General features: G+C 51.3%; 20 protein-coding genes and 2 pseudogenes. 6 read left to right on the top strand and 16 right to left on the bottom strand.

The annotated features are described in order from the left end of the window. Positions 1-9: 9 nt before the first annotated feature. The 6 genes from rsxD to ydgT all read right to left on the bottom strand — a co-directional run bounded on the left by rsxD (position 10) and on the right by ydgT (position 5,186). Positions 10-1,062, bottom strand: a complete 1,053-nt coding sequence (rsxD, locus tag ACVV26_RS12110; protein WP_474797236.1) for an electron transport complex subunit RsxD — start codon at positions 1,060-1,062, stop codon at positions 10-12. Next, positions 1,063-3,207, bottom strand: coding sequence for an electron transport complex subunit RsxC (gene rsxC / locus ACVV26_RS12105; RefSeq protein WP_474797234.1), 2,145 nt, complete (start codon positions 3,205-3,207; stop codon positions 1,063-1,065). Further along, on the bottom strand, positions 3,200-3,778 hold the full coding sequence (gene rsxB / locus ACVV26_RS12100; RefSeq protein WP_474797232.1) for an electron transport complex subunit RsxB: 579 nt from the start codon (positions 3,776-3,778) through the stop codon (positions 3,200-3,202). Before rsxB ends, rsxC begins: the two co-directional genes overlap by 8 nt. Beyond that, the gene (rsxA, locus tag ACVV26_RS12095; RefSeq protein ID WP_312982326.1) at positions 3,775-4,359 is read right to left on the bottom strand and encodes an electron transport complex subunit RsxA; all 585 of its coding nucleotides are present in this window, start codon (positions 4,357-4,359) and stop codon (positions 3,775-3,777) included. Before rsxA ends, rsxB begins: the two co-directional genes overlap by 4 nt. A gap of 77 nt (positions 4,360-4,436) precedes the next feature. Next, positions 4,437-4,877, bottom strand: coding sequence for a DUF2569 domain-containing protein (locus tag ACVV26_RS12090; protein ID WP_474797230.1), 441 nt, complete (start codon positions 4,875-4,877; stop codon positions 4,437-4,439). A gap of 93 nt (positions 4,878-4,970) precedes the next feature. After that, complete coding sequence (gene ydgT, locus ACVV26_RS12085) at positions 4,971-5,186, bottom strand: transcription modulator YdgT (RefSeq protein ID WP_312982324.1); 216 nt, start codon at positions 5,184-5,186, stop codon at positions 4,971-4,973. Positions 5,187-5,768: 582 nt separating this feature from the next. Between ydgT and ACVV26_RS12080 the strand changes: the two genes are divergently transcribed. Further along, entirely contained in the window at positions 5,769-6,809 is a 1,041-nt protein-coding gene (locus ACVV26_RS12080) for an oxidoreductase (RefSeq protein WP_474797228.1), read from the top strand. A 42-nt stretch (positions 6,810-6,851) separates the two neighbouring features. Here ACVV26_RS12080 and add read toward each other — a convergent pair whose 3' ends face one another. From add to ACVV26_RS12065, 3 genes and pseudogenes are all read right to left on the bottom strand, one after another. Next, positions 6,852-7,853: an adenosine deaminase gene (gene add, locus ACVV26_RS12075; RefSeq protein WP_474797226.1), complete on the bottom strand. Its 1,002-nt coding sequence runs from the start codon at positions 7,851-7,853 to the stop codon at positions 6,852-6,854. A 311-nt stretch (positions 7,854-8,164) separates the two neighbouring features. Further along, entirely contained in the window at positions 8,165-9,340 is a 1,176-nt protein-coding gene (locus tag ACVV26_RS12070) for a MalY/PatB family protein (protein WP_474797224.1), read from the bottom strand. Between the two features lie 49 nt (positions 9,341-9,389). Further along, positions 9,390-9,857 (bottom strand): annotated as a pseudogene (locus tag ACVV26_RS12065) (glucose PTS transporter subunit EIIB); the annotation flags it as partial. A gap of 246 nt (positions 9,858-10,103) precedes the next feature. Between ACVV26_RS12065 and ACVV26_RS12060 the strand changes: the two are divergent. Then, a complete protein-coding gene (locus ACVV26_RS12060; protein WP_474797222.1) occupies positions 10,104-10,973 on the top strand; it encodes a recombinase family protein in 870 nt (289 codons plus the stop codon). Positions 10,974-10,982: 9 nt separating this feature from the next. On the opposite strand, the gene ACVV26_RS12055 is transcribed toward ACVV26_RS12060, so the two are convergent. The 6 genes and pseudogenes from ACVV26_RS12055 to malX all read right to left on the bottom strand — a co-directional run. Beyond that, positions 10,983-12,103, bottom strand: a protein-coding gene (locus ACVV26_RS12055) for an IS3 family transposase (protein ID WP_105580531.1) whose coding sequence is annotated in 2 segments (ribosomal slippage) — positions 10,983-11,845 and positions 11,845-12,103 — 1,122 coding nt in all. Because the reading frame shifts where the segments join, the coding sequence is not laid out codon by codon here. A 213-nt stretch (positions 12,104-12,316) separates the two neighbouring features. Next, positions 12,317-12,997: a DNA N-6-adenine-methyltransferase gene (locus tag ACVV26_RS12050; RefSeq protein ID WP_474797220.1), complete on the bottom strand. Its 681-nt coding sequence runs from the start codon at positions 12,995-12,997 to the stop codon at positions 12,317-12,319. Between the two features lie 27 nt (positions 12,998-13,024). After that, positions 13,025-13,555 (bottom strand): phase 1 flagellin transcriptional repressor, encoded by a 531-nt coding sequence (locus tag ACVV26_RS12045; RefSeq protein ID WP_474797218.1) that lies wholly within the window; start codon positions 13,553-13,555, stop codon positions 13,025-13,027. 89 nt (positions 13,556-13,644) lie between these two features. Continuing rightward, on the bottom strand, positions 13,645-14,925 hold the full coding sequence (locus ACVV26_RS12040; protein WP_474797216.1) for a FliC/FljB family flagellin: 1,281 nt from the start codon (positions 14,923-14,925) through the stop codon (positions 13,645-13,647). Between the two features lie 248 nt (positions 14,926-15,173). After that, complete coding sequence (locus ACVV26_RS12035) at positions 15,174-16,019, bottom strand: D-alanyl-D-alanine carboxypeptidase family protein (RefSeq protein WP_474797214.1); 846 nt, start codon at positions 16,017-16,019, stop codon at positions 15,174-15,176. Positions 16,020-16,172: 153 nt separating this feature from the next. Next, positions 16,173-17,309 (bottom strand): annotated as a pseudogene (gene malX, locus ACVV26_RS12030) (PTS maltose transporter subunit IICB); the annotation flags it as partial. 161 nt (positions 17,310-17,470) lie between these two features. On the opposite strand from malX, the gene ACVV26_RS12025 reads away from it, so the two are divergent. The 4 genes from ACVV26_RS12025 to ACVV26_RS12010 all read left to right on the top strand — a co-directional run bounded on the left by ACVV26_RS12025 (position 17,471) and on the right by ACVV26_RS12010 (position 20,199). Next, positions 17,471-18,499 (top strand): Mal regulon transcriptional regulator MalI, encoded by a 1,029-nt coding sequence (locus ACVV26_RS12025; protein WP_474797212.1) that lies wholly within the window; start codon positions 17,471-17,473, stop codon positions 18,497-18,499. A 285-nt stretch (positions 18,500-18,784) separates the two neighbouring features. Beyond that, positions 18,785-19,276, top strand: a complete 492-nt coding sequence (locus ACVV26_RS12020; RefSeq protein ID WP_474797210.1) for a hypothetical protein — start codon at positions 18,785-18,787, stop codon at positions 19,274-19,276. Positions 19,277-19,507: 231 nt separating this feature from the next. Next, on the top strand, positions 19,508-19,702 hold the full coding sequence (locus ACVV26_RS12015) for a hypothetical protein (RefSeq protein WP_474797208.1): 195 nt from the start codon (positions 19,508-19,510) through the stop codon (positions 19,700-19,702). A gap of 17 nt (positions 19,703-19,719) precedes the next feature. Then, a complete protein-coding gene (locus ACVV26_RS12010; protein ID WP_474797206.1) occupies positions 19,720-20,199 on the top strand; it encodes an Hcp family type VI secretion system effector in 480 nt (159 codons plus the stop codon). A gap of 110 nt (positions 20,200-20,309) precedes the next feature. Here the strand turns inward: ACVV26_RS12010 and ACVV26_RS12005 are convergent, their stop codons facing one another. Next, complete coding sequence (locus ACVV26_RS12005; RefSeq protein ID WP_474797204.1) at positions 20,310-21,866, bottom strand: YdgA family protein; 1,557 nt, start codon at positions 21,864-21,866, stop codon at positions 20,310-20,312. Positions 21,867-21,885 lie beyond the last annotated feature (19 nt).

The following is a 21,885-nucleotide window of genomic DNA, read 5'->3' as shown; positions in this document are numbered from 1 at the left end:
AAGCGCTCCTTAGCGATGCCCGTAAACCCGCGGGCGGGTGTAATAATCGATAAGCGGCACGGTGATGTTTGCCAGCAGGGTGGCAAAAGCCACACCATCAGGATAGCCGCCGTAGCTGCGGATAAGCCAGACCAGTACGCCAGCCAGCGCCCCGAAGATCAGACGACCACGGTTAGTGGTGGAGGCGGTCACCGGATCGGTAAGGATAAAGAACGCGCCAAGCATGGTTGCGCCAGAGAACAGATGCACCTGCGGTGAAGCAAAATGCTCCGGCGCAATCAGCCAGCCGAGTAGTGAGCAAACCAGCAGCGACACCAGGAAGCTCACCGGGATATGCCAGCGAATCAAGTTCTTCGCTAATAAGAACAGGCCGCCTGCCAGAAAAGCCACATTGACCCACTGCCAGCCAGGCCCGCCCAGCACGCCACTCAGCATGGGTGCCTGCATTAACTGTACTGCGTCACTGCCTGCGCGCAGGCCGGTTTTGAAAGTGTCCAGCGGCGTTGCCTGGCTAACGCCGTCGATCCCCAGCTTCAACTGGGCGAGCGTGTCGCCGCTGGCGGTATGGCTGGTAAAAATCAGCCGCAGGGTATCAAGAAAATCCGGTTGTAGCGCCGCGATGCTCTGCGGAGGCAGCCAGGTGGTCATCTGCACCGGGAAAGAGATCAGCAACACCACGTAACCAATCATCGCCGGGTTAAACGGATTATGCCCCAGCCCGCCGTACAGTTGCTTGGCAATAATAATGGCGAAGACCGTGCCCAGGATCACCATCCACCAGGGCGCAAGCGGGGGAATACTAATACCCAGCAGCAGCCCGGTCAGCAGCGCCGAGTTATCCCCCAGCATGCCTGAGAGCGGCTGTTTGCGCAGTTTGCACACCAGGCCTTCTGCCGCCAGCGCGCTGACGATAGCGAGGAGTAGCTGAGTTAACGATCCCCAACCGAAGTAGTACCACTGCACCGCAATACCGGGCAGCAGCGCCAGCGAGACCAGCATCATGATGCGCGACGTCTGGCGCTTATTATGGGTATAAGGGGAGCTTGCGATTCTGAAAACCATTTAATCCTCGTTCACAACCTGCTGAGCGGCTTTTTTAGCCTGCGCGCGGGCAATTGCCGCAGCGACCGCCGCTTTACGCGGGTCGACCGGCTCGTCATTGGCGGATTCTGTTTGAGCGGTTTGCTTACGGGCTTTAGCGCGGGCAATGGCGGCTTCAACCGCCGCCTTACGCGGATCTGCCGGGGCGTCGCTGGCGGGTTGCTCCACCGGCTCTGCCGCAGCCTGTTTACGGGCTTTGGCGCGGGCGATAGCGGCTTCAACTGCGGCTTTACGCGGGTCAACCGGCGCTTCGCGGGTGGTTTCAACCTCCGGCTCTGCCGCAGCCTGTTTACGGGCTTTGGCGCGGGCGATAGCGGCTTCAACTGCGGCTTTACGCGGGTCAACCGGCGCTTCGCGGGTGGTTTCTTCTGCCGGCTCTGCCGCAGCCTGCTTACGGGCCCTGGCGCGAGCAATGGCGGCTTCAACCGCTGCTTTACGGGGATCGGTGGGCGCATCGTTCGCGAACTCTGTCACCGAAGACGCCGCTTTTTCTGCCTGGCGCGCGCGCGCCTGCGCTTTGCGGGCTTCACGGGCGGCAATCACGGCCTGATTATCCGGCTCGCTATTGGCCTGAACCACAATGGCATCCGTCGTTTTCTTATTACGTACCCGTGCCAGCGCGGCTTGAATAGCATCCTGATCCTGCGCGTCAGGCTGTACGGCGGCTTTCTTATGCCTTTCCAGACGAGCGGCTTTTTCACGCTCCAGCCGCTGTTGACGGGCCTCGAAGCGCGCTTTCGCCTCGGCGGCACGCTGTTCTTCCAGCTGCACGGCGCGGATCTCTGCTTTCTCCTGGCGGAAATATTGCACCAGCGGAATGTTACTCGGGCAGACCCAGGCGCAGGCACCGCACTCGATACAGTCAGAGAGATTGTGCGCAGTCGCTTTGTCGTGTTGCTGCCCTTTACTGAACCAGTAAAGCTGCTGGGGGAGAAGATCGGCCGGGCAGGCGTCGGCGCAGGCGCTGCATCGAATACAGTGTTGTTCTTCTTGCTGCTCGCCCATCTCATGACTGGACGGGGCCAACAGGCAGTTGGTAATTTTCACCACCGGGACATCAAGCCAGGGCAGGGTAAAGCCCATCAGCGGGCCGCCCATAATCACCAGTTGTTCGCTGGTTGGGCAGAAACCGCCAAACTCCAGCAAGTGGCGCACCGGCGTACCGAGACGCGCCCAAACGTTGCCTGGCCGTGAAATGGATTCGCCCGTCAGGGTCACTACGCGTTCCGTCAGCGGCTCGCCGTCGATAACCGCGCGTTTAACCGCATAAGCCGTGCCGACGTTGTGCATCAGCACGCCGATGTCGGATGAACGGCCGCCGTGGGGCACCTGTTTGCCGGTCAGGATCTGGGTCAGCTGCTTAGCGCCGCCGGACGGGTACTTGGTCGGGATCACACGCAGGGAGATGCCGTGCTCCTGGCTCAGTACCGCCCGCAGCATGGAAATCGCCTGAGGTTTGTTATCTTCTACACCGATCAACACTTCACGCGGTTTAAGGATCCACGCCAGAATGCGAATGCCTTCAACAATTTGCGCCGCGCACTCCTGCATCAGACGGTCATCCGCCGTGATGTACGGCTCGCATTCCGCCGCGTTAATGATCAGGGTTTCGATTTTATCGCCGCCGCCCTGTAGCTTGACGCCGGTAGGGAAGCCCGCGCCGCCCAGGCCAGCTACGCCAAACTGGTGGATTCGCTCGATTAACGCTTCGCAGGTGCGCTGTTGATAATCCTGCCAGCCGTCGCGATCGATCCAGCGGTCGTCGCCGTCAGGCTCGATAATCACGCTGAGTTCCGCCAGTGCGGAAGGGTGGGCGGTGCTGTGCGGCGCAATCGCTACCACGGTACCGGACGTCGGCGCATGTACCGGCAACATTCGGCCCCAACCGCGGGTCAGCGGCTGACCGCGTAGCACGCGATCGCCTGGCTGAACGCACAGTTCGCCCTCAGCGCCAATATGCTGCTTCAACGGGATAACAAAACGGCCGGGTAACGGCACGTGGCGCAGCGGGGTGCCGCTGGACTGGGTTTTCATTTCAGGCGGATGAATGCCGCCATCGAAATCCCAGATTTTCTCTTTTCTGAAAGCAGAAAATAACTTAAGCATGTTGTTCCACAGGAATGATTCGAACCGGAATACTGTCCAGATTCCATTTCCAGTTTTCCGTCGTGGTGGCGACAGGCCGCAATTCAATACAGTGTGTCGGGCACGGGTCAACGCAGAGATTGCATCCGGTACACAGGTCGCTCATTACGGTATGCATCGCGCGGGTGGCGCCCACAATGGCGTCAACCGGGCATGCCTGAATACATTTGGTGCAGCCGATACAGTTGTTTTCGTCGATTACGGCCAGCATCCGCACCGGTTCCGGGGCGGCATCATCGCCGCCGATGGGCTGCGGCTCGACGTTTAATAAGGTCGCGATCTTGTGCATCACCGCCTCGCCGCCGGGGGCGCAGCGGTTGATGTTTTCACCCTGGTTACCTACCGCTTCGGCATAAGGACGACAGCCCGGGTATCCACACTGGCCGCACTGGCTCTGGGGCAGAATCGCATCGATTTTGTCGACAATCGGGTCTTCTTCCACGGCAAAACGGCGGGAAGCAAAACCCAGCAGCAGGCCAAACACCAGGCCCAGCGCGCTCAGGGATAAAATGGCGATCCAGACGGTACTCATGACACTTTTACCAGCCCGCTAAAGCCCATAAACGCCAGCGACATCAGCCCGGCGGTAATCAGCGCGATGGCATTGCCGCGAAACGGTGCAGGCACATCGGCAACCGCCAGCCGTTCGCGAATCGCCGCAAACAGCACCATAACAAAGGAGAACCCGACCGCCGCCGAAAAGCCGTACAGCGCCGACTGGAGAAAGTTATGGCCGAGGTTGATATTCAGCAGCGCGACCCCTAACACCGCGCAGTTGGTGGTAATCAACGGCAGGAAAATACCCAGCAGGCGATACAGCGCCGGGCTGGTTTTGCGCACCACCATCTCAGTAAACTGCACCACGACCGCAATCACCAGAATGAAGGCGAGGGTACGCAGATAAATAAGGTCGAGGGGGATCAAAATAAAGTTGTCGATAAGCCAGGCGCAAACCGACGCCAGGGTCATCACGAACGTAGTCGCCAGGCCCATACCAATGGCGGTCTCCAGTTTTTTGGAAACCCCCATAAACGGGCACAGGCCAAGAAACTTCACCAGCACGAAGTTATTGACCAGCACAGTACCAACAAATAACAGCAAATAATCAGTCATTATCCGACCTGAAACAAAAATAGCCGCCTATTATCGGACATGGATCACATGGCGACAACAGAGAATCTGTAAGGTTATTAAGGATTGACGAAAGTCAGTTTTACGCGCTCCGCGCGTTTGAAATAGGGCACAAACAGCGCTGCGGCGATCAGTTGAAACACTAACTGGCGCACAATCGCGTCATCTGACACCGGTGAAAACGCGAAGGATTTCAGCACCAGCAACACCGAAATAAGCAACCAGATAATATAGTGCTTTGGCACTTTAGACTGGCGCTTAAAAAAACCGATGGTCAGCCACAGGGTATAACTCCACATTACTACCGCCGATATCAGCGAGACATACACCCACAGGGCGTCCTGTCCGGCTTGCTGGCCTAAGGCCTGGCGCGTTTCCGGCGAGAGCAGCGCGGTAAAATACATTACCACGACTAATGACGTGCTCAATAAGGTCAGCAGAAGCCAGGCGAGAGGGGCAAGTAGCCATCCCCCGATACGCATTGCAGGCGTGGCGGTCATATTACCTCCGGCGGGGTATATCGTTAGCACTATTCACTGTGTGAATTTCAGCGCAAGAATTATAAGGATTTTCGCGCTAAAAGCTACTCAGGCTTATTGAACGAAGCGCCAGACGGTCTTGGGCACCTGGCCGAGGTCAAATAATCGCCCACCCGAGACAATTTCCGCGCGGCGGTGATCGGCTGCCCGGTACATGTTGATAATCTCCTCATTATCGGCAAGGGAATAGTTAAGGTGATCAAACAACTTTTCCAGGCTTTCAAGCGAATTGATTTTACGAAATTTAAATAAATAATCCTGAACGGTCATGGTCGGTCCTGTCCTGAAATATAATTAGAAATAGTCCCGTGATGGCACACGTCAATAATAAAACGAAGTCGAATCACATTCCGTCATCGTCAGGCGTATATCATGTATTTAAGACTTTTCTTCGGGAAAGAGTAAAAACAGTGCGCAACGCGTGCCATACCAGATTAACCTTGTTCGGCTCTTCTGGCAATAAACGCATGATAGTAATAGAAACTTTTTTGAATGAACGAGGCTGCATTGTATTCCGTCGGCGTTGAGTCTGCTGCCGGAAGTAAACGGGAGTTAAAAAAGAATACTGACTAAACGGTGCCGGGACGGCTATTTAATCCTGATGATTACATCAATGATAAATGATTTTGGTGTTAATTTCGCAAATCGTTGCTATTGGTAAAACTTTAAATAGCGCAGGAAAGGAGAATATTTTTTTACCGTATCGCCGCTCTGGCTAAAAATCCACGTTCCCGCGCCGGTACGTTTGAGGCGTTCCTGACAGGCTACACTCTCAGAGTAAACGGTATTAGCAGTTGTTACCGGATGGCTAATGGTGTGAAATACCGTTGTCCATAGACGAGAGGAATGTAAATGAGCGACAACGTCCGTGTTGGATTAATTGGATATGGCTATGCCAGTAAAACGTTCCATGCCCCGCTGATTGTCGGCACGCCGGGTATGACCCTGGCGGCGGTTTCAAGCAGCGACGCAACGAAAGTGCATGCTGACTGGCCTGGCGTAACCGTAGTCTCCGACCCTAAACAGCTTTTCAACAATCCTGAGATCGATCTCATTGTGATCCCCACCCCCAACGATACGCACTTCCCGCTGGCCCGCGCCGCGATGGAAGCGGGTAAACACGTGGTGGTGGATAAACCCTTTACCGTGACGTTGTCACAAGCCCGAGAACTGGAAGCGCTGGCGAAAAGCCGTGGCCTGGTACTGTCGGTGTTTCATAACCGCCGCTGGGATAGCGACTTTCTGACCCTGAAGGGCCTGATTGCCGAGGGAAAACTGGGCGAAGTCAGCTATTTCGAATCTCATTTTGACCGCTACCGTCCGCAGGTTCGCAATCGCTGGCGCGAGCAGGCGGGCCCTGGTAGCGGCATTTGGTACGATTTAGGGCCGCACCTTATCGACCAGGCGCTGGTGCTGTTTGGCGTGCCGGTCAGTATTACTGTCGATATGGCGCAGCTGCGCCCCGATGCCCAAACCACTGACTACTTCCATGCGGTGCTGGCCTATCCGCAGCGCCGCGTTGTGCTGCATGGCACCATGCTGGCAGCGGCGGAGTCGGCGCGTTATATCGTTCACGGCACCCGTGGCAGCTATGTGAAATTTGGGCTCGACCCGCAGGAAGACCGTCTGAAAGCGGGTGAACGTCTGCCGCAAGAAGACTGGGGCTACGATATGCGCGACGGCGTCCTGACGCTGGCTTCCGGTGACGAACTGGATGCGCAAACGCTGCTGACAGTACCGGGTAACTATCCGGCATACTATGCGGCGATCCGCGATGCGCTCAACGGCCAGGGCGAAAACCCGGTGCCCGCCAGCCAGGCGATCCGCGTCATGGAGTTGATTGAACTGGGGATTGAATCCGCCAAACATCGCTCAACGCTTTGCCTGACCTGATGGGCGTCACCCGGAAAAAACGCGCCGGTCGGCGCGTTTTTTTTAGGCTTTAGCAATCTTATCCCGTATGGCCTGTTTTTCGCTTTCCGACAGGAACGCGATTTCCAGCCCATTGCGCTGGGCGGTACGCATCTGGTCAAGCGTCAGCCCGGCCTGAACGGCGGCAATCTGGTATTCATGAATAATATCTACGCCCTGAACGCCCGGATCGTCGGTGTTAATCGTCGCCAGAATCCCGTGCTCAAGGAAGCGTTTTAGCGGATGCGCCTCCAGCGACGGTACGGTGCTGGTCTGGATATTGGAGGTCAGGCAGGATTCAATGCCGATTTTCTGTTCCGCGAGGAAATCCATCAGCGCGGGATCTTCGATGGCCTTCACGCCGTGGCCAATACGCTCGGCACCCAGTTCACGAATCGCCTGCCAGATGCTTTCTGGACCGGCGGCCTCGCCCGCATGGACCGTAATACGCCAGCCCGCGTCGCGACCGCGATTAAAGTGATTCAAAAACAGGCTGCCCGGAAAGCCGAGTTCATCGCCTGCTAAATCCAGGGCGGTAATACGATCGCGATGCGCCAGTAGGGCATCCAGTTCGTTCAGGCAGGCGGCCTCGCCAAACGTGCGGCTCTGAATGCCGATTAAACGTACTTCGACACCGTATTCGCGGGAGCCCTGGCGCACGCCGTCGATCACCGCTTCCACCACGCCAGCTACCGGCAGGTTGTGGTTCATCGCCATATACCAGGGGGAAAAACGCAGCTCGACGTAATGCAGACCCTGACGCGCGGCATCTTCGACGTTTTCGCGCGCCACACGGCGGCAGGCATCGAGTGAGCCGAGAACTTTGACGCCCCAGTCGAGTTTGCTTAAAAAGCTCACCAGATCGGGTTCGGTTTCGATCACCTGAACGTGCGGCCGTAATCCTTCAAGGGTGCGTGAAGGCAGGGGAAGGTTGTATTGCAGCCCGAGGTCAAGAATGGTTTCCGGGCGAATATTGCCGTCGAGGTGGCGATGCAGGTCGGTTAACGGCAGGGTGGTATCAATCATAGTTGCACTCTTTTTGGATTTGCGTGGTCGATCCACGCGTTTTTTGAATAAAGTGCATTTTATTATAAAGGCTTTGCCGCCAACCATGCACGCAACATTCTGTTATTTGCGCATCAGATGGCCGGTTGTCGCGCAACAACCTGCCGCTAGCCAATAAAAAACCCGGTTTCCCGGGTTTGGTTAGATCCAACCAGCCTGACTGGCTGCCCACACCACAATGGCGACGGCGATAAGTATCCAGGTTGTTTTACGCATAGCTTTACAATATTGCCTCCGCAGACGTTTTGCGGCGACACAATACCATAATGGCGTTACGCCATGCAGGCGCGTATCGCATTAATTAACCCCTCAACGCCTTTTTCCAGCTTCACGCGCGAGCAACCAGCATTGAGCCGCACAAAACCCCGGCCCTCGTCGCCATAGGTATCGCCGCGCATAATGGCGACTTTCTGCTGTTCGATTAGGTTTTTTTGCAACAGGCTGTCATCAATCTGCAAGGCGCGTAAATCAATCCATGCCAGATACGTCGCTTCAGGCGGCTGCCAGTTGAGTTGCGGAAAAGCGTGGTTAAGTCGTTGCGCGATGTATTGCATATTCTGTTCAAGATAGCGGCGCAATGCGTCGAGCCAGGGCGCGCCGTCGCGGTAGGCGGCTATATGCGCGGCAACTGCCAGCACCGCCGGGGAAGAGAGCCCATCGCGGCCTTTCAGGGCCGCGAGATACGCGTCGCGATCCGTAGCATCGGCAATCATCCCCCATGCGCCGGTCAGCGCGGGGATATTGAAACTTTTCGAGCCTGAGGTGAACAGCGCGTAGCGTTCGCCGCCAACTTCGCTCCAGGGAATATGGCGGCGATCGCACCACACCATATCCATATGGATTTCATCACTGATGACCCGCACACCGTGGCGGGCGCACAGTTGCGCCATAGTCATGAGTTCATCCCGGCTCCACACCTTGCCGGTGGGGTTATGCGGGCTGCACAGCAGCATGATTTTGCATTCCGGGCGCGCCAGCAGCGCGTCAAGCTGCTGCATATCGCAATGCCAGTCGTTAGCGTTTTTTTGCAGCGGCGCGGCCAGCACCTGGCGCTGGTTGCCCTCGATAGCCTTATAGAAAGCGTCATAAGCCGGAGTATGGATGAGTACCGCCTCGCCCGGTTGAGACCACTGGCGAATCATCTCCGACGCCATATAAATGACCGAGGGGCCATAGACGATGGCGTCATTATCGACCCGCGCGTCAAAGCGCGTGATAAACCAGTGATTGATGGCAGAAAGAAAATCGTCATGCTTCCAGCGGCTGTAGCCGAAAACGCCGTGGCCGATACGCTGGCTTAGCGCATCGAGGATGCAGGGCGCGGTGGGGAAATCCATATCAGAGATAGTGAACGGCAGCAGGTCGGCGGCGCCGAAGCGGTCGGCGACATAATCCCATTGCGTACACCAGGTGCCGTGCCGATCGACCGGCGTAGAAAAATCAAACATAGTCCTTCCTCTGGCAATGCCCCTTCGCGCAGCGAAAGGGCATTTCACGTTATGCTTCGACCATATTCATCAGGCCGGCCATTTCATCTTTAACGGACTGGACCTGCGTACCAATAACGACCTGTAAATTATGCTGATTAAGTTTTACCACGCCAATGGCGCGGTTGGCTTTTAGCGCATCGGTATCCACCAGGGACATATCTTTCACCGACAGGCGCAGGCGGGTAATACAGTTGTCGAGGGAGACAATATTATCCGCGCCGCCCAGCGCCGCCAGAATGGCCGGTACGTTATAGCCCGATTTGCCCGGCGCGCCGGCATGCATTTTTTCCTGCACGTTAGCGGTTTCAATATCGCGGCCCGGCGTTTTGATATTCCAGCGGGTGATGGCGAAGCGGAAAATCGCGTAATAGGCCACGAACCACACGGCAGCCACCACCGGTACCATATACCATTTGGTGGACAGGCCATGCAGAATGCCAAACACCACAAAGTCGATAACGTTACCGTCGGTATTCACTGAAGTACGCTAACTCATAGTAACCGGAGTACCGTTAACTGTGCTTCAGAAGGAGTGAATTCAGACGGTTAACACTACAGAAAGTTATCCATCTTAAAAAGCATAATGACTTAAGGAAGTTACCATGTTCAAAAAATGCACTTGTATGAAAACTCAGAATAATGCCTGACTGCGTCAGTATTGATTTAGTTGGCATGTCTAAATAATGGTGATTATTGAAACAGCATAAGATAGGTTTAAACTATGGAAAGGCCAAGACTTTACAGTTACGTCCGTTTTAGTTCTGAACGGCAATCGAAGGGAACCAGTATTGAGCGTCAGAAATCCAACATCGACAATATGGTTAAGAAGATTGCGCAGGAGCATGATTTAGAAATATTCGAAGAATACCAGGATTTAGGGGTGTCAGCGTTCAAAGGCAAGAACGCCACAGAAGGGGCGTTAGCGGATTTTATTCAACATGTAGAAACAGGAAAAATTCCTTTCGGTTCGTATCTCTTAATCGAATCACTTGATCGCTTTTCCCGCGCCAATCCTATGGTCGCTGTTAACATGTTTACAAGTCTGTTGTTAAAAGGGATTGTAGTTATCACCGGTATCGATAACCAGATATACAGAGAGACTAAAGTTAACAACGATACTCTTCAGCAGCTTATGTATTCGGTGATGTTGTTTTCACGGGCTAATGATGAATCTGAGACAAAATCGCATCGTACTATTGCAAGTGCCCTGAATAAAATTAAACGGCACAAAGCACGTCAGTTAGGAGATCCAGTCGTTGCTATTAAAGAATTAGGGATGGATAAGTGGTGGACTGACTCAAGTTCAGGATTCGTAAAACCACACCCTGTTTATTACCCTATTGCGCAAAAAATGATTGAACTGAAGCAGAGGGGCTATTCAAACCGTCTGATACTGGCTTATCTGAAAGAAAACCATCCAGCGCCAACAGAAGGACGTTCACGCGGTAAATGGAACATACAACATGCTTCGCGAATTATTGAACCGGCAATCTATGGACAGAAGGTGATTAATGTTAATGGTGAATCGTACACCCTTGATGATTATTACCCCGCGATTGTGACAAAGGACGTGACCTGCCCCCAGGATTAGATACAACCTTCAGTTAGTAATGTCGGTTGGTTTTTCTTCATATTTCCCGTTTCGCCAGTCCGCTGCAAATTCAGCCGGAGTCTGGTAGTTCAGCGATGAATGTGGACGACACTCGTTATAATCCTGCCGCCAGTCATTAATCGTTTTCCTGGCGTGAACTATATCGCTGAACCAGTGCTCATTGAGGCACTCATCCCTGAATCGTCCGTTAAAACTTTCAATAAATCCGTTCTGTGTTGGCTTGCCCGGCTGGATAAGCCGCAGCTCCACCCCATGCTCATAAGCCCACTGGTCAAGTGCTCTGCAGGTAAACTCCGGCCCCTGGTCCGTTCTTATCGTCGCCGGATAGCCGCGAAACAGTGCAATGCTGTCCAGAATTCGCGTGACCTGAACGCCTGAAATCCCGAATGCGGCGGTAATCGTCAGACACTCCTTCGTGAAGTCGTCCACGCAGGTCAGGCACTTGATCCTGCGACCGGTGGCCAGCGCGTCCATGACAAAATCCATCGACCAGGTCAGGTTGGGCGCCTCCGGGCGGAGCAGCGGCAGACGTTCTGTTGCCAGCCCTTTACGACGTCGTCTGCGTTTTACGCCCAGCCCGTTAAGGTGGTAAAGGCGGTACACGCGCTTGTGATTAACATGAAGGCCTTCACGGCGCAGTAACTGCCAGATGCGTCGGTAGCCAAAACGCCTGCGCTCCAGTGCCAGCTCAGTGATACGCCCTGATAAATGCGCATCAGCAGCCGGTCGCTGAGCCTCATAGCGGCAGGTCGACAGGGACAAACCTGTAAGCCTGCAGGCACGACGTTGCGACAGACCGGTCGCATCACACATCAACACCACAGCTTCCCGCTTCTGGTCTGTCGTCAGTACTTTCGCCCCAGAGCCACCTGAAGCGCCTCCTTATCCAGCATGGCTTCAGCGAGCAGCTTCTTGAGGCGGGCGTTCTCTTCCTCAAGCGACTTCAGGCGCTTAACCTCGGGCACCTCCATACCGCCATACTTCTTACGCCAGGTGTAAAAGGTGGCGTCGGAAATGGCGTGCTTGCGGCAGAGCTCACGGGCAGAAACCCCGGCTTCGGCCTCTCGGAGAATACTGATGATCTGTTCTTCGGAAAAACGCTTCTTCATGGGGATGTCCTCATGTGGCTTATGAAGACATTACTAACATCGCGGTGTATTAATCAACGGGGAGCAGGTCAAAGGGTGTTATTACTCCTAACTGTATTTATACGTTGTCCCATATATCACCGTATATATGGGACACATGATAGAGCTTCAACCACTGTGCAAATTGTTGTCCCATTTATCACTGTATATATGGGACAACAATTACTTAATAGCTTAAACGTTCAGTTTTTGAACAATGCGATGAACTGTTGATCTGGGGATAGAAGTAAGGGCAGCGAGTTCCCTGATATTAGTTGTTCCTTTTTCCCATAATCGGCTTATTGAATCGATCTGTTCCATATCGTAAATGGTTGGTCTTCCCCTGGTGTTGTTCCCTTTTGCTATCACTCCGAGTTGTAAAAGGGTATCTGAACAAATTACGGTCTGCCTTATCTCGTGAGTTCTTTTTGTATTCCTGTACACAACAAGAACCACTGGCAATGGTGCTCTGCTAATCTTCCTTTGTACACCAGCAGGAGGAACGAATCGCATACCACGGTGACACCATCTGATCTCGTGTGTGTACTCGTTCAGCATCACGTTCTTAATGAAATATTTAGTCTGGGGCCGGGCAGGGATCACAAACACGGTTAAGTCTGGTTCGTGTGCTTTTTGTAGGAATTCTTCCGCCATTGAAAACGGGGGATTACAGAACGCAGATTGTATCCCTTTCCACGATACACCGAGGCTATCCACAAAATAGTTATCGCATAAGGTGTTCGTTTTGGTTGCAGCGAGATCATGGGTAAAGTTGAATTCATTAGTAAGGATTTTGAAAACCTTCGGTGGGGTTCGCCATTCATCACTACCGTTATGGTTAGCGCCGTGCCTGATGTACCTTGATGGATCGATCATTTTTTGACTTAACTAGTATCCGTTTTATCAAATATCTTTGAAATCATCAGACGTGATACGGTTAACCCAATCGAACATAATTTGCACATGATTACCGTTGGGCTTTATTAGCCCTACCTGGCAAGCGTTAACACCGGTTGTCTTACCTTCGATAACGCGACCATCACCCATATAAACCCTTATGCCTACGCCTTGTTGAAAGCATTTATTACAGATCGAGAAGAAGTCTCTACGGGTAGGTTCGGTAACGGAAGCGTTGAACTGTTCTGGTTCAATCAGATATGGTTTAACGTCTGAATCAGCGGGCAGTTCTTCTAACGATGCGATGTATTCCATTGAAATTTTTATCCGCTTCGTGCCTTTGGGTCTGCTTGAGGCGTAGATAACTTTCTCTTCAGGATAAAATTTTGCGACATAGCCTATGATTGATAGCCCGTTGCAACTAACTATTTTGACCGGAACGTCATTAAATCGAAGAAATTGAAGTCTTCTGGACAAAAGGGAATAATCGCGGGGCCAAACTTCAGCCTCCCTTCCGTATGTGATGTCGTTAACCATTAGCAATACCTACAATTAAATCATTACGATAAACAAAATTTACATATAAAAAAACCCCACCGAAGCGGGGTTTATTACAATATTTCGTATTAACGCAGCAGAGACAGAACGCTCTGAGTCGTCTGGTTAGCCTGAGCCAGAACAGAAGTACCAGCCTGTTGCAGGATCTGCGCACGGGACATGTTGGAGACTTCGGTTGCGTAGTCAGCATCTTCGATACGGCTACGAGCAGAAGTCAGGTTGTTAACGGTGTTGCCCAGGTTGGTGATGGTAGAATCGAAACGGTTCTGTATAGCACCCAGGGAGCTACGTTGAGCATCAACTACCTTCAAGGCATTATCAATAGTTGATAAAACGTCCGGGTTAGATGAAATCGTGGTGCCAGAGGTCACTTTACCATCACTATCAATATTAGCTCTGTAATATACCGGGTCTGTTGTTCCTTCTTTGATGACATATCCGAGAGAACCGTCATCCTTACGATATGAATGAAGGCTTTGATTTGTAGCTAAAGCACTAGTATCAACTGTTACTTCTTTTTGTACTGCTACTACTTTATCAACCGCTTTAGAAGTATCAACTTTCGCAAGATCTGCACCTGCCAGCGCCGTAGTAGAGTTCCAGTTTACTTTACCGTCTGAATCTACTGTTGCCGCATAGTAATTTGTTCCTGATTTGACCGCATAACCAGATTTATCATTCAGTGCGAACAAGCCATCATCTGGTTTAGGTGTGGCATTGGCATCTTTTTGAATATCGGCACTAAGTACTTTGAAGTTAACTGGTACGTCGGTTGTATTGTTGGCTACTGCTCCTACAATTTTAGTAGAGTCAAAATTAGCATCTACGGAAAATTTGTTTAAACCTAATGTTGACGTATCAATTTTTTTCAAATCAATATCAATCTTTTCACCATCATTAGCACCAACCTGGATACTTAGTTTTGTATCTTGTGTAAGTACCTTAACACCGTTGAATTGTGTTTGGCTTGATACACGATCGATTTCTTCTAATCGTTGCTGGATTTCTTGTTGAATAGACTGAACATCGGAATCGGAGTTTGAACCATTTTGTGCCTGAACAGCAAGTTCACGTACACGCTGTAGGTTGTTATTAATTTCGTTTAATGCACCTTCAGTCGTTTGAGCAATAGAGATGCCATCGTTAGCGTTACGGGACGCCTGAGTCAGACCTTTGATGTTGGAGGTGAAACGGTTAGCAATCGCCTGGCCAGCGGCGTCGTCTTTTGCGCTGTTGATACGCAGACCGGAAGACAAACGCTCAATAGCGGAGCTAAGGGAAGACTGAGATTTGTTCAGGTTATTTTGGGTCAACAGCGACAGGCTGTTAGTGTTGATAACTTGTGCCATAAAATTTTCCTTTTAGGTTTATTACGCCAGGCGTGCCTGTGTCACTACAAGTTATCGTCAGGTCATTTATAAACTTTATAACTTTTTTATCGCATTTTTTAATGTTTTGATTTTCTTGAATATTTTCGGATGGAAAGGTGGGGGTGTACTTCTAACTCACTGTAAATTAAGGAATGTAATTAAGCGATCGTTAGGGTTACACATTGACGTATTTCAGATTTCAAGCACTGCCGATGAGCACTCAAGCATTAGCAATTACATACCGCATCTAGCATGAGGCGCATGTCATCGTCACGTGTATTTTTAGACGAGGAATACAGGGTAACCGCGAACGCCTTGTTTCCATCAGGTAAAGTATAAAATAACGCCAGATTAAAGAATGAAGGTGCAAGTGTTCCTGTTTTCCCACCTTGAACTCTTCCGTCCTGAAGAATCTCAACGGTGTTTTGTATTGGTATCAGACGTGGCTTGGGTCCGACAACTTTAAGCACATGCTTTCGTTTACTCCAGGTATCAATAATTGCTGGGTATTTTACTGCTTCATACATCAATCGACCAATATCACGCGCACAAGTTCGTTGCCCTCTGGCCCCTAAGCCATGAGCATTCATGAACATTGATTCGAACATCCCTATGTCCATAGCTGTTTTATTCATTTCATTTATGAATTTGGCAACATACACAGAATCAATATGCTTTTCATTATCAGCAATGTCGAATAACAATTTTCCGAATATTCGCGCTATCGCTGATGCGGTCATGTTACTCGAAGGCAAGAACATGTTATGCAAGGCATCCCAAAATGTAATCACGTCACCACATTGAAGGTTTGCACCTGAACCACCGCACTGCATATCAGATTCTCCGATTATTACAGGTCTGTTCAAGTTGGAGTCGATACGTAATGCTGTTACAGCAGTAAGAATTTTTGTAAGAGATGCCGGTTGCACTAACTTTAATGGATTCATTTCGTATAAGGCATCCTTAGCAGTGGGAACACTTGATGATGCTGTGTAAACAGCGGCACTTTTTGCGGTCAGTTGTAACTCAGTTGAGTTAGCTTTCGACGGGATATATAAGTTATCAACGTTCACTGATGAGTATCCTTCCATGCTCTTTGGTAATGACCACAACAAGTTATTATCTTTTTTGCGGAAATGATATTGCAAATTCAAAAGAGGAGAATCGAAAGGACGAAATAGTTGATGGTAGAAGGTAGGTTAAAAAATCATCAATAAAGGCTATTGACCTTTAGTGTTGCCGATAGTTACCCCCAGCACCGCCATCAGGGTAAAGCCCAGACCAGTCAACAGCGCGTGGATTAAGTAAAGCAGCGGGGCGACAAACAGGAACAGGAATTCCAGCGGTTCGGTGGTGTCGCCAACAACACAGGCAATCACCCCGGAAATCAGCAGGCCTTTAATTTTGTGGCGGTTTTCCGGGCGTGCGCAATGATACATCGCCAGCGCTGCACCCGGTAATCCGCCTAAAAACGCCGGCATTTTACCCTGGGACAGGAAGCGGGTCGCGCTCTCCGAGAAACCGTGCGTTTCCGGGCAGCTCAACTGCGCCTGGAAAATTGTCAGCGCGCCGCTCACCGTGTGGCCGCAAACGTCCATGGTGCCGCCAGCATCGGTAAAGCGAATCAACGCCACCAGAATGTGCTGCAAGCCGAACGGCAGCAGCAGGCGCTCGCCGGTGCCGAACAGCATCGGGCCGAAATCCCCGGCGCTGTTGATAATATGGCCCAGCCCGTTAATTCCCATGGCGAAGAACGGCCAAATCAACGGCACAACCAGGCCGACCAGGCCCATCACAAAGGTGGTCACGATCGGCACAAAGCGGGTGCCGCCGAAAAAGGCCAGCGCATCCGGCAGACGCACGTTATGAAAACGCTCGTGCAGCAGCCAGACAATGACCCCGGCGATGACCGCGCCCAGGATCCCGGTGTCGATAGACTGAATGCCGAGGATGCTCTGAATATTATTGGCCTTCAGGATCGCCGGATCGCTGGTGGGCAGAATGCCTTTCGCCGTCAGCCAAAAGTTCACCGCCAGGTTCATTACCGCAAAGCCGACGAAACCGGCGAAGGCGGCAACGCCTTTGTTTTCGCGCGCCAGCCCTAACGGAATAGCGATACAAAACATCACCGGCAGAAAGCTAAACGCAAACGAACCGATTTTGCTCATCCAGACAAAAATGGATTGTAAAACCGGATTACCCAGGAACGGGATCAGCGTGGTGACATCGTGGCTGCTCAGGGAACTGCCGATCCCCAGCATAATGCCGCAAAACGAAAGCAGGGCGACGGGCAACATAAACGTCTTGCCCAACTGTTGAAAGAATTCCCAAAGGGTAATTTTTGGGGTGGCTGATGTCGCCATAACGGCTCCTTGTTAAACGCCAGAGTTTTGATGATGCAGCGCAAGATAAAACGTTTTATCAAATTTTAATGAGCAGCCAGTCACAATTTCTTATCGGAAAACATTTATAATATTCCGATATTGATAAAACGTTTTACCGACTGTTCAGGAGCGCCTGCCGGATGACGCAGGAAAAGAAAATCACCATTAATGACGTGGCGCTGGCGGCGGGCGTCTCGGTTAGCACCGTTTCTCTGGTTCTCAGCGGCAAAGGCCGCATCTCGGCAGCGACCGGGCAGCGGGTAAACGAGGCCGTGGAGAAATTAGGGTTTGTACGCAACCGGCAAGCCTCAGCCCTGCGTGGCGGGCAAAGCGGGGTGATTGGCCTGATTGCCCGGGACGTCTGCCATCCGTTCTATGCACAGCTTATTGCCGGGCTGACCGATGCCCTCGAGCGCCAGGGCCGCATGCTGCTGCTCAGCCAGAGCGGGCGCGACGGCCAGCAGATGCTGCACTGCTTTGAAACGTTACTTAACCAGGGCGTGGACGGGGTGATCATCGCGGGCGCAGCCGGAATGGGCGCCGAGTTGCGCGAAAAGGCGCAGCAAAAAGACGTCCCGCTGGTCTTCGCCTCGCGCGCCAGCTATCTCGATGAAGCCGACACGCTTCGCCCCGACAATCTCCAGGCAGCGCAAATGCTCACCGAACATCTGATCAAGCAGGGACATCAGCGTATCGCCTGGCTGGGAGGCAACAGCGGCTCGCTCACCCGCGCCGAACGGCTCGGAGGGTATTGTGCTACCCTGCTGCAATACGGATTGCCTTTTCACAGCGAATGGGTGGTGGAGTGTGAAAACAGCCAGAAGCAGGCGGCGGAGGCTATCACCGCGCTGCTGCGCCACAATCCCACTATCAGCGCTGTGATTTGCCATAACAGTACCATCGCGCTGGGTGCCTGGTTCGGCCTGATGCGGGCGGGCCTGCAAAGTGGCGAATCCGGGCTGGAAAGCTATTTCGATCGCAGCGTGGCATTAGGGGCGTTTACCGAGTTATCGGACGATAAGCTGGAAGATGTTCCCGTGACCTGGATGACGCTTCCGGCCCAGGAGATGGGGCATGAAGTCGCGGAGCGTATGGCGCAACGGATTGAACACAGCGATGAAGTACAACGGCACCATGTTCTGGCAGGAAGGCTGATTAAACGTAAATAAAGTGAGCTGCGTGCTTGGTAAAAAAGCCAGCAGGTAAGTAACCTGCTGGCTTTTGATATTTTTCGATGACTGTCAGCAGCTAATCAACTTAGGATCCCGGCAGGAGCTAACAGAAGTCATCTTAATTACCTTGACCTGTACAGTTTCATTATAAACACCTATTTATCTCACGTAAATTTGTGAGCCAGTAAAAAGAAAAAGCCAGTTTTTTATGAAAACATCACTAGTGAAGATAACCTGTTATTCCTGTTTCTATATGAAGGATTATCTATAAAGGATTTGATTATGTATTATAGCGAATCATTGATTACGTCTATAGAAGCTGAAAAAATTCTGGCGCTCAAATTAGAAGACGCACTAAGAGGAGTAAGAGATAACTTTATTAATACACTCAATCAAATGGAGAATGGATTGACTCGTGCGTCATATTATTCCTCTTGTTTTATGGATAATTATCAGGATGTCTGTTCCAGACTCAAGCGAGAAGACGTAAGGTTTATTGCTGGCCTTATCCAGTTAGTAAAGGATCGAAATATTATTCTTGAAATGGTACGAATATATATAGAAATACTCTTTAAGAATAAAAAAGAATGGCGGCTTCAAAACATCATGAGAAAACTCGTTGGCGCTGGTGTTCATATTTCTTCAGCAGGGTTGACTAACAGATTACTCATTGTCACTGTTGCGACTATGATTTGTCAAACTTATAGTTTTAACACCATTGTAAATGGGCGTATCAGTCGCGCAAGAACAACTGTTTTGAAGGGGGGGGGGTAACCTCGGCAGCCCTTGCTTTAAACATGTATGGTTTAGTTCAGGAGGCTGCAGATAGTGCGAACAATTTGTATAAACTTAATGCATTTTATTATAGCGCATTGTATGAGCGCAATCTTGAAATGATGTATTTTCTTATTGAACCCATTATTACAAGAAGTCCGTATCTGAATCCGATGTTGATATCGGATGACGAACTTGTTGATTTGATTGTTAAGCTGACAAGGTGATTCTATGGATTTTTTAAAAAAGTGGTTAAAAGAAGAAGTCATGCTTTTCTTATGGGGATGGGTAGTAATATTGTTAGTTGCTATTTTTGCTATGCTTGCTGTTGTATTTCTCCCAGATATTGCAATTAACCTGGCGGGGTTGTTTATTTTATTTATTATTATTGCACATGTTTTTCTTTGGTTTAAATATAGAAAGTAAATAGAGGCTTATAAAATATGTCATGTCCCGCATACCTATGGTTAACCGATGAAAATGGCTCGCCCATTGTAGGTTCCTGTTTGATGCCAACTCGCCTTGGCTCTATTGAATTACGCTCTGTTAATCATCATGTATGGTTACCTACAGATCACAACACAGGAAAATTGACAGGAACCAGACTTCATACACCAATAAAAGCACAGAAGGAGTTTGATAAAACGACGCCTTTACTGTTTCGAGCCCTCTGCGAGGGGCGAACATTAAAATCAGCTACATTAAAAATGTATCACATTAACGATGCAGGAGTAGAGGTTGAATATTTTAATATTATCCTGGAAAACGTCAAAATCACTGCAATTACCCCAAATCTGCACCCGAGCGGAATGAGCAGTACACACCTTGAAGACCTGGGATTTCGCTATGAAATAATTACATGGAAATATATGGATGGAAATATTATTTACAAGGATTCGTGGAACGATCGTGCGATAGGTTAGAGTGAATGTTTCATAAGCTAAAGCAAAAAATCCGTAATTTCATCGAAATTACGGATTTTTGCATGATAACCGAACAGTTCAACGACTTATCGGCCCCATCATTTGTGCAGTTACTGCTGCGGTACGGCCGCAGGCGGTGTCGCCGGGGCAGGGACCGGGACCGGCACCGGAACCGGAACGGGTACCGGTACGGCATTACCCGCTAAGCCGAACATGCCGACGAAGTCCGCCAGCGGCATTTTTTGCCCGTTCAGCGTAACCTGGCCGTTACCGTATTGCAGGCTGGAGACAATATTATTGTCTTCCATCGAGGTGATACGGAACATCTGTCCCATCGCCGCCAGGCCTTTCACCTGCTGGGACGCCAGCTTCTCAGCCTGATCTTCCTGATACCCCTCCAGACGGGCAATCTGGGTCATAAATTCGGTTGCCATATCTACCGGGATCACCAGTTTGCTTTCCAGCGATTTCACCACACGGTCGAGTTGCTGTTCCGGCGTGGTGGCTGGTGTGGTATTGGCAGACGGATCTTTCAGGAACAGCGACAGGTTAAAGGAACTCTCGCCCTTATCGTTTTTCCAGCTCAGCGGGGCCACGGTAACCACCGGGTCGCCTTTGAGCAGCAGCGGGACGTTCGCCATCAGGATTTCTAACGCCTTCTGCTGATAAAGCGCAGGGTTGTCCTTAACGGCAGGATCGGTCAACAGACCCTGGATTTGGCCGTTATATTGCTGGCTGAACTGATGCCACGCCTGGCCGTCAATGCCACCGATTTTAACGGTGAGTTTGCCGCTGCCCAGGTTCTGGTTTTGAACCTTAAGCGCGTCCATCACATAGTTAATTTCGCTATCGATTTTTTTCTTGTCCTGACCGACGTCGGATTTCGCGTCCAGATGCAGCCCGTCGATCACCGCCATCTCTTTGCCTTCCACCGCCACGGCAAATTTCTCAACGGACAATTTCTGTGCGCCGACGCGCTCGTCAAATTCAGTCAGTTTGCTGGAACCATCGGATTTCAGACCATTAAAGGTCATCTGCACCCGCTGGCCGTACTCATTCATCGCGCTGACCAGGCCACTTTGCGCATCGCCTTTCAGGCTGATTTCATTACCTTCGCCATCGGCATCGAGATTAAAGGTGCCGCCGCTGAACGCCACTTTCTCTTCCGCGTTTTCATAGTTCAGCGCCGCCAGGGTGATCTCAGAGGCGGTGCTGCCGTTGTAGCCTATGCGGGTCTGGGAATCGAACACCGACTGTCCTTTAGTCATATCGAACAGCGGCTTAGAGGCCTCGTTGTTGACCAGCGTGGTGCGAACCGACGCCATCGACGGGATCAGATTGAGCTTTTTCAACTGGGCGAGGGGGAAAGGACCATGACTCACGTCCTCATTAAACACTATGTTCTGGCCCGGCTTAAGCAGCGGGTTTTCGACACCCTCGATGGGTTTAACCACCAGTTGCAGCTGGCTGGAGAACACGCCGCGATGATAGTTTTGATAGCCCAGTTCCACGCCTGCCTGCGGCGCGCTGCGTTTCAGCTCGCTGTTGGCGTTAGCGACCATGTTTGCAATCCGTGATTCAAGTTGTTTGCCGGTGTACCAGGACGCGCCGGTCCACACCACACCCAGTGCGACAATCACACCTACGGCAACCAGAGATTTTTTCATAATCGTTTATCCCTAAAAA

The sequence above is a fragment of the Atlantibacter sp. MEI4A-1023 genome (assembly GCF_056155425.1).
This window is presented reverse-complemented; position numbering and strand designations above follow the sequence as displayed.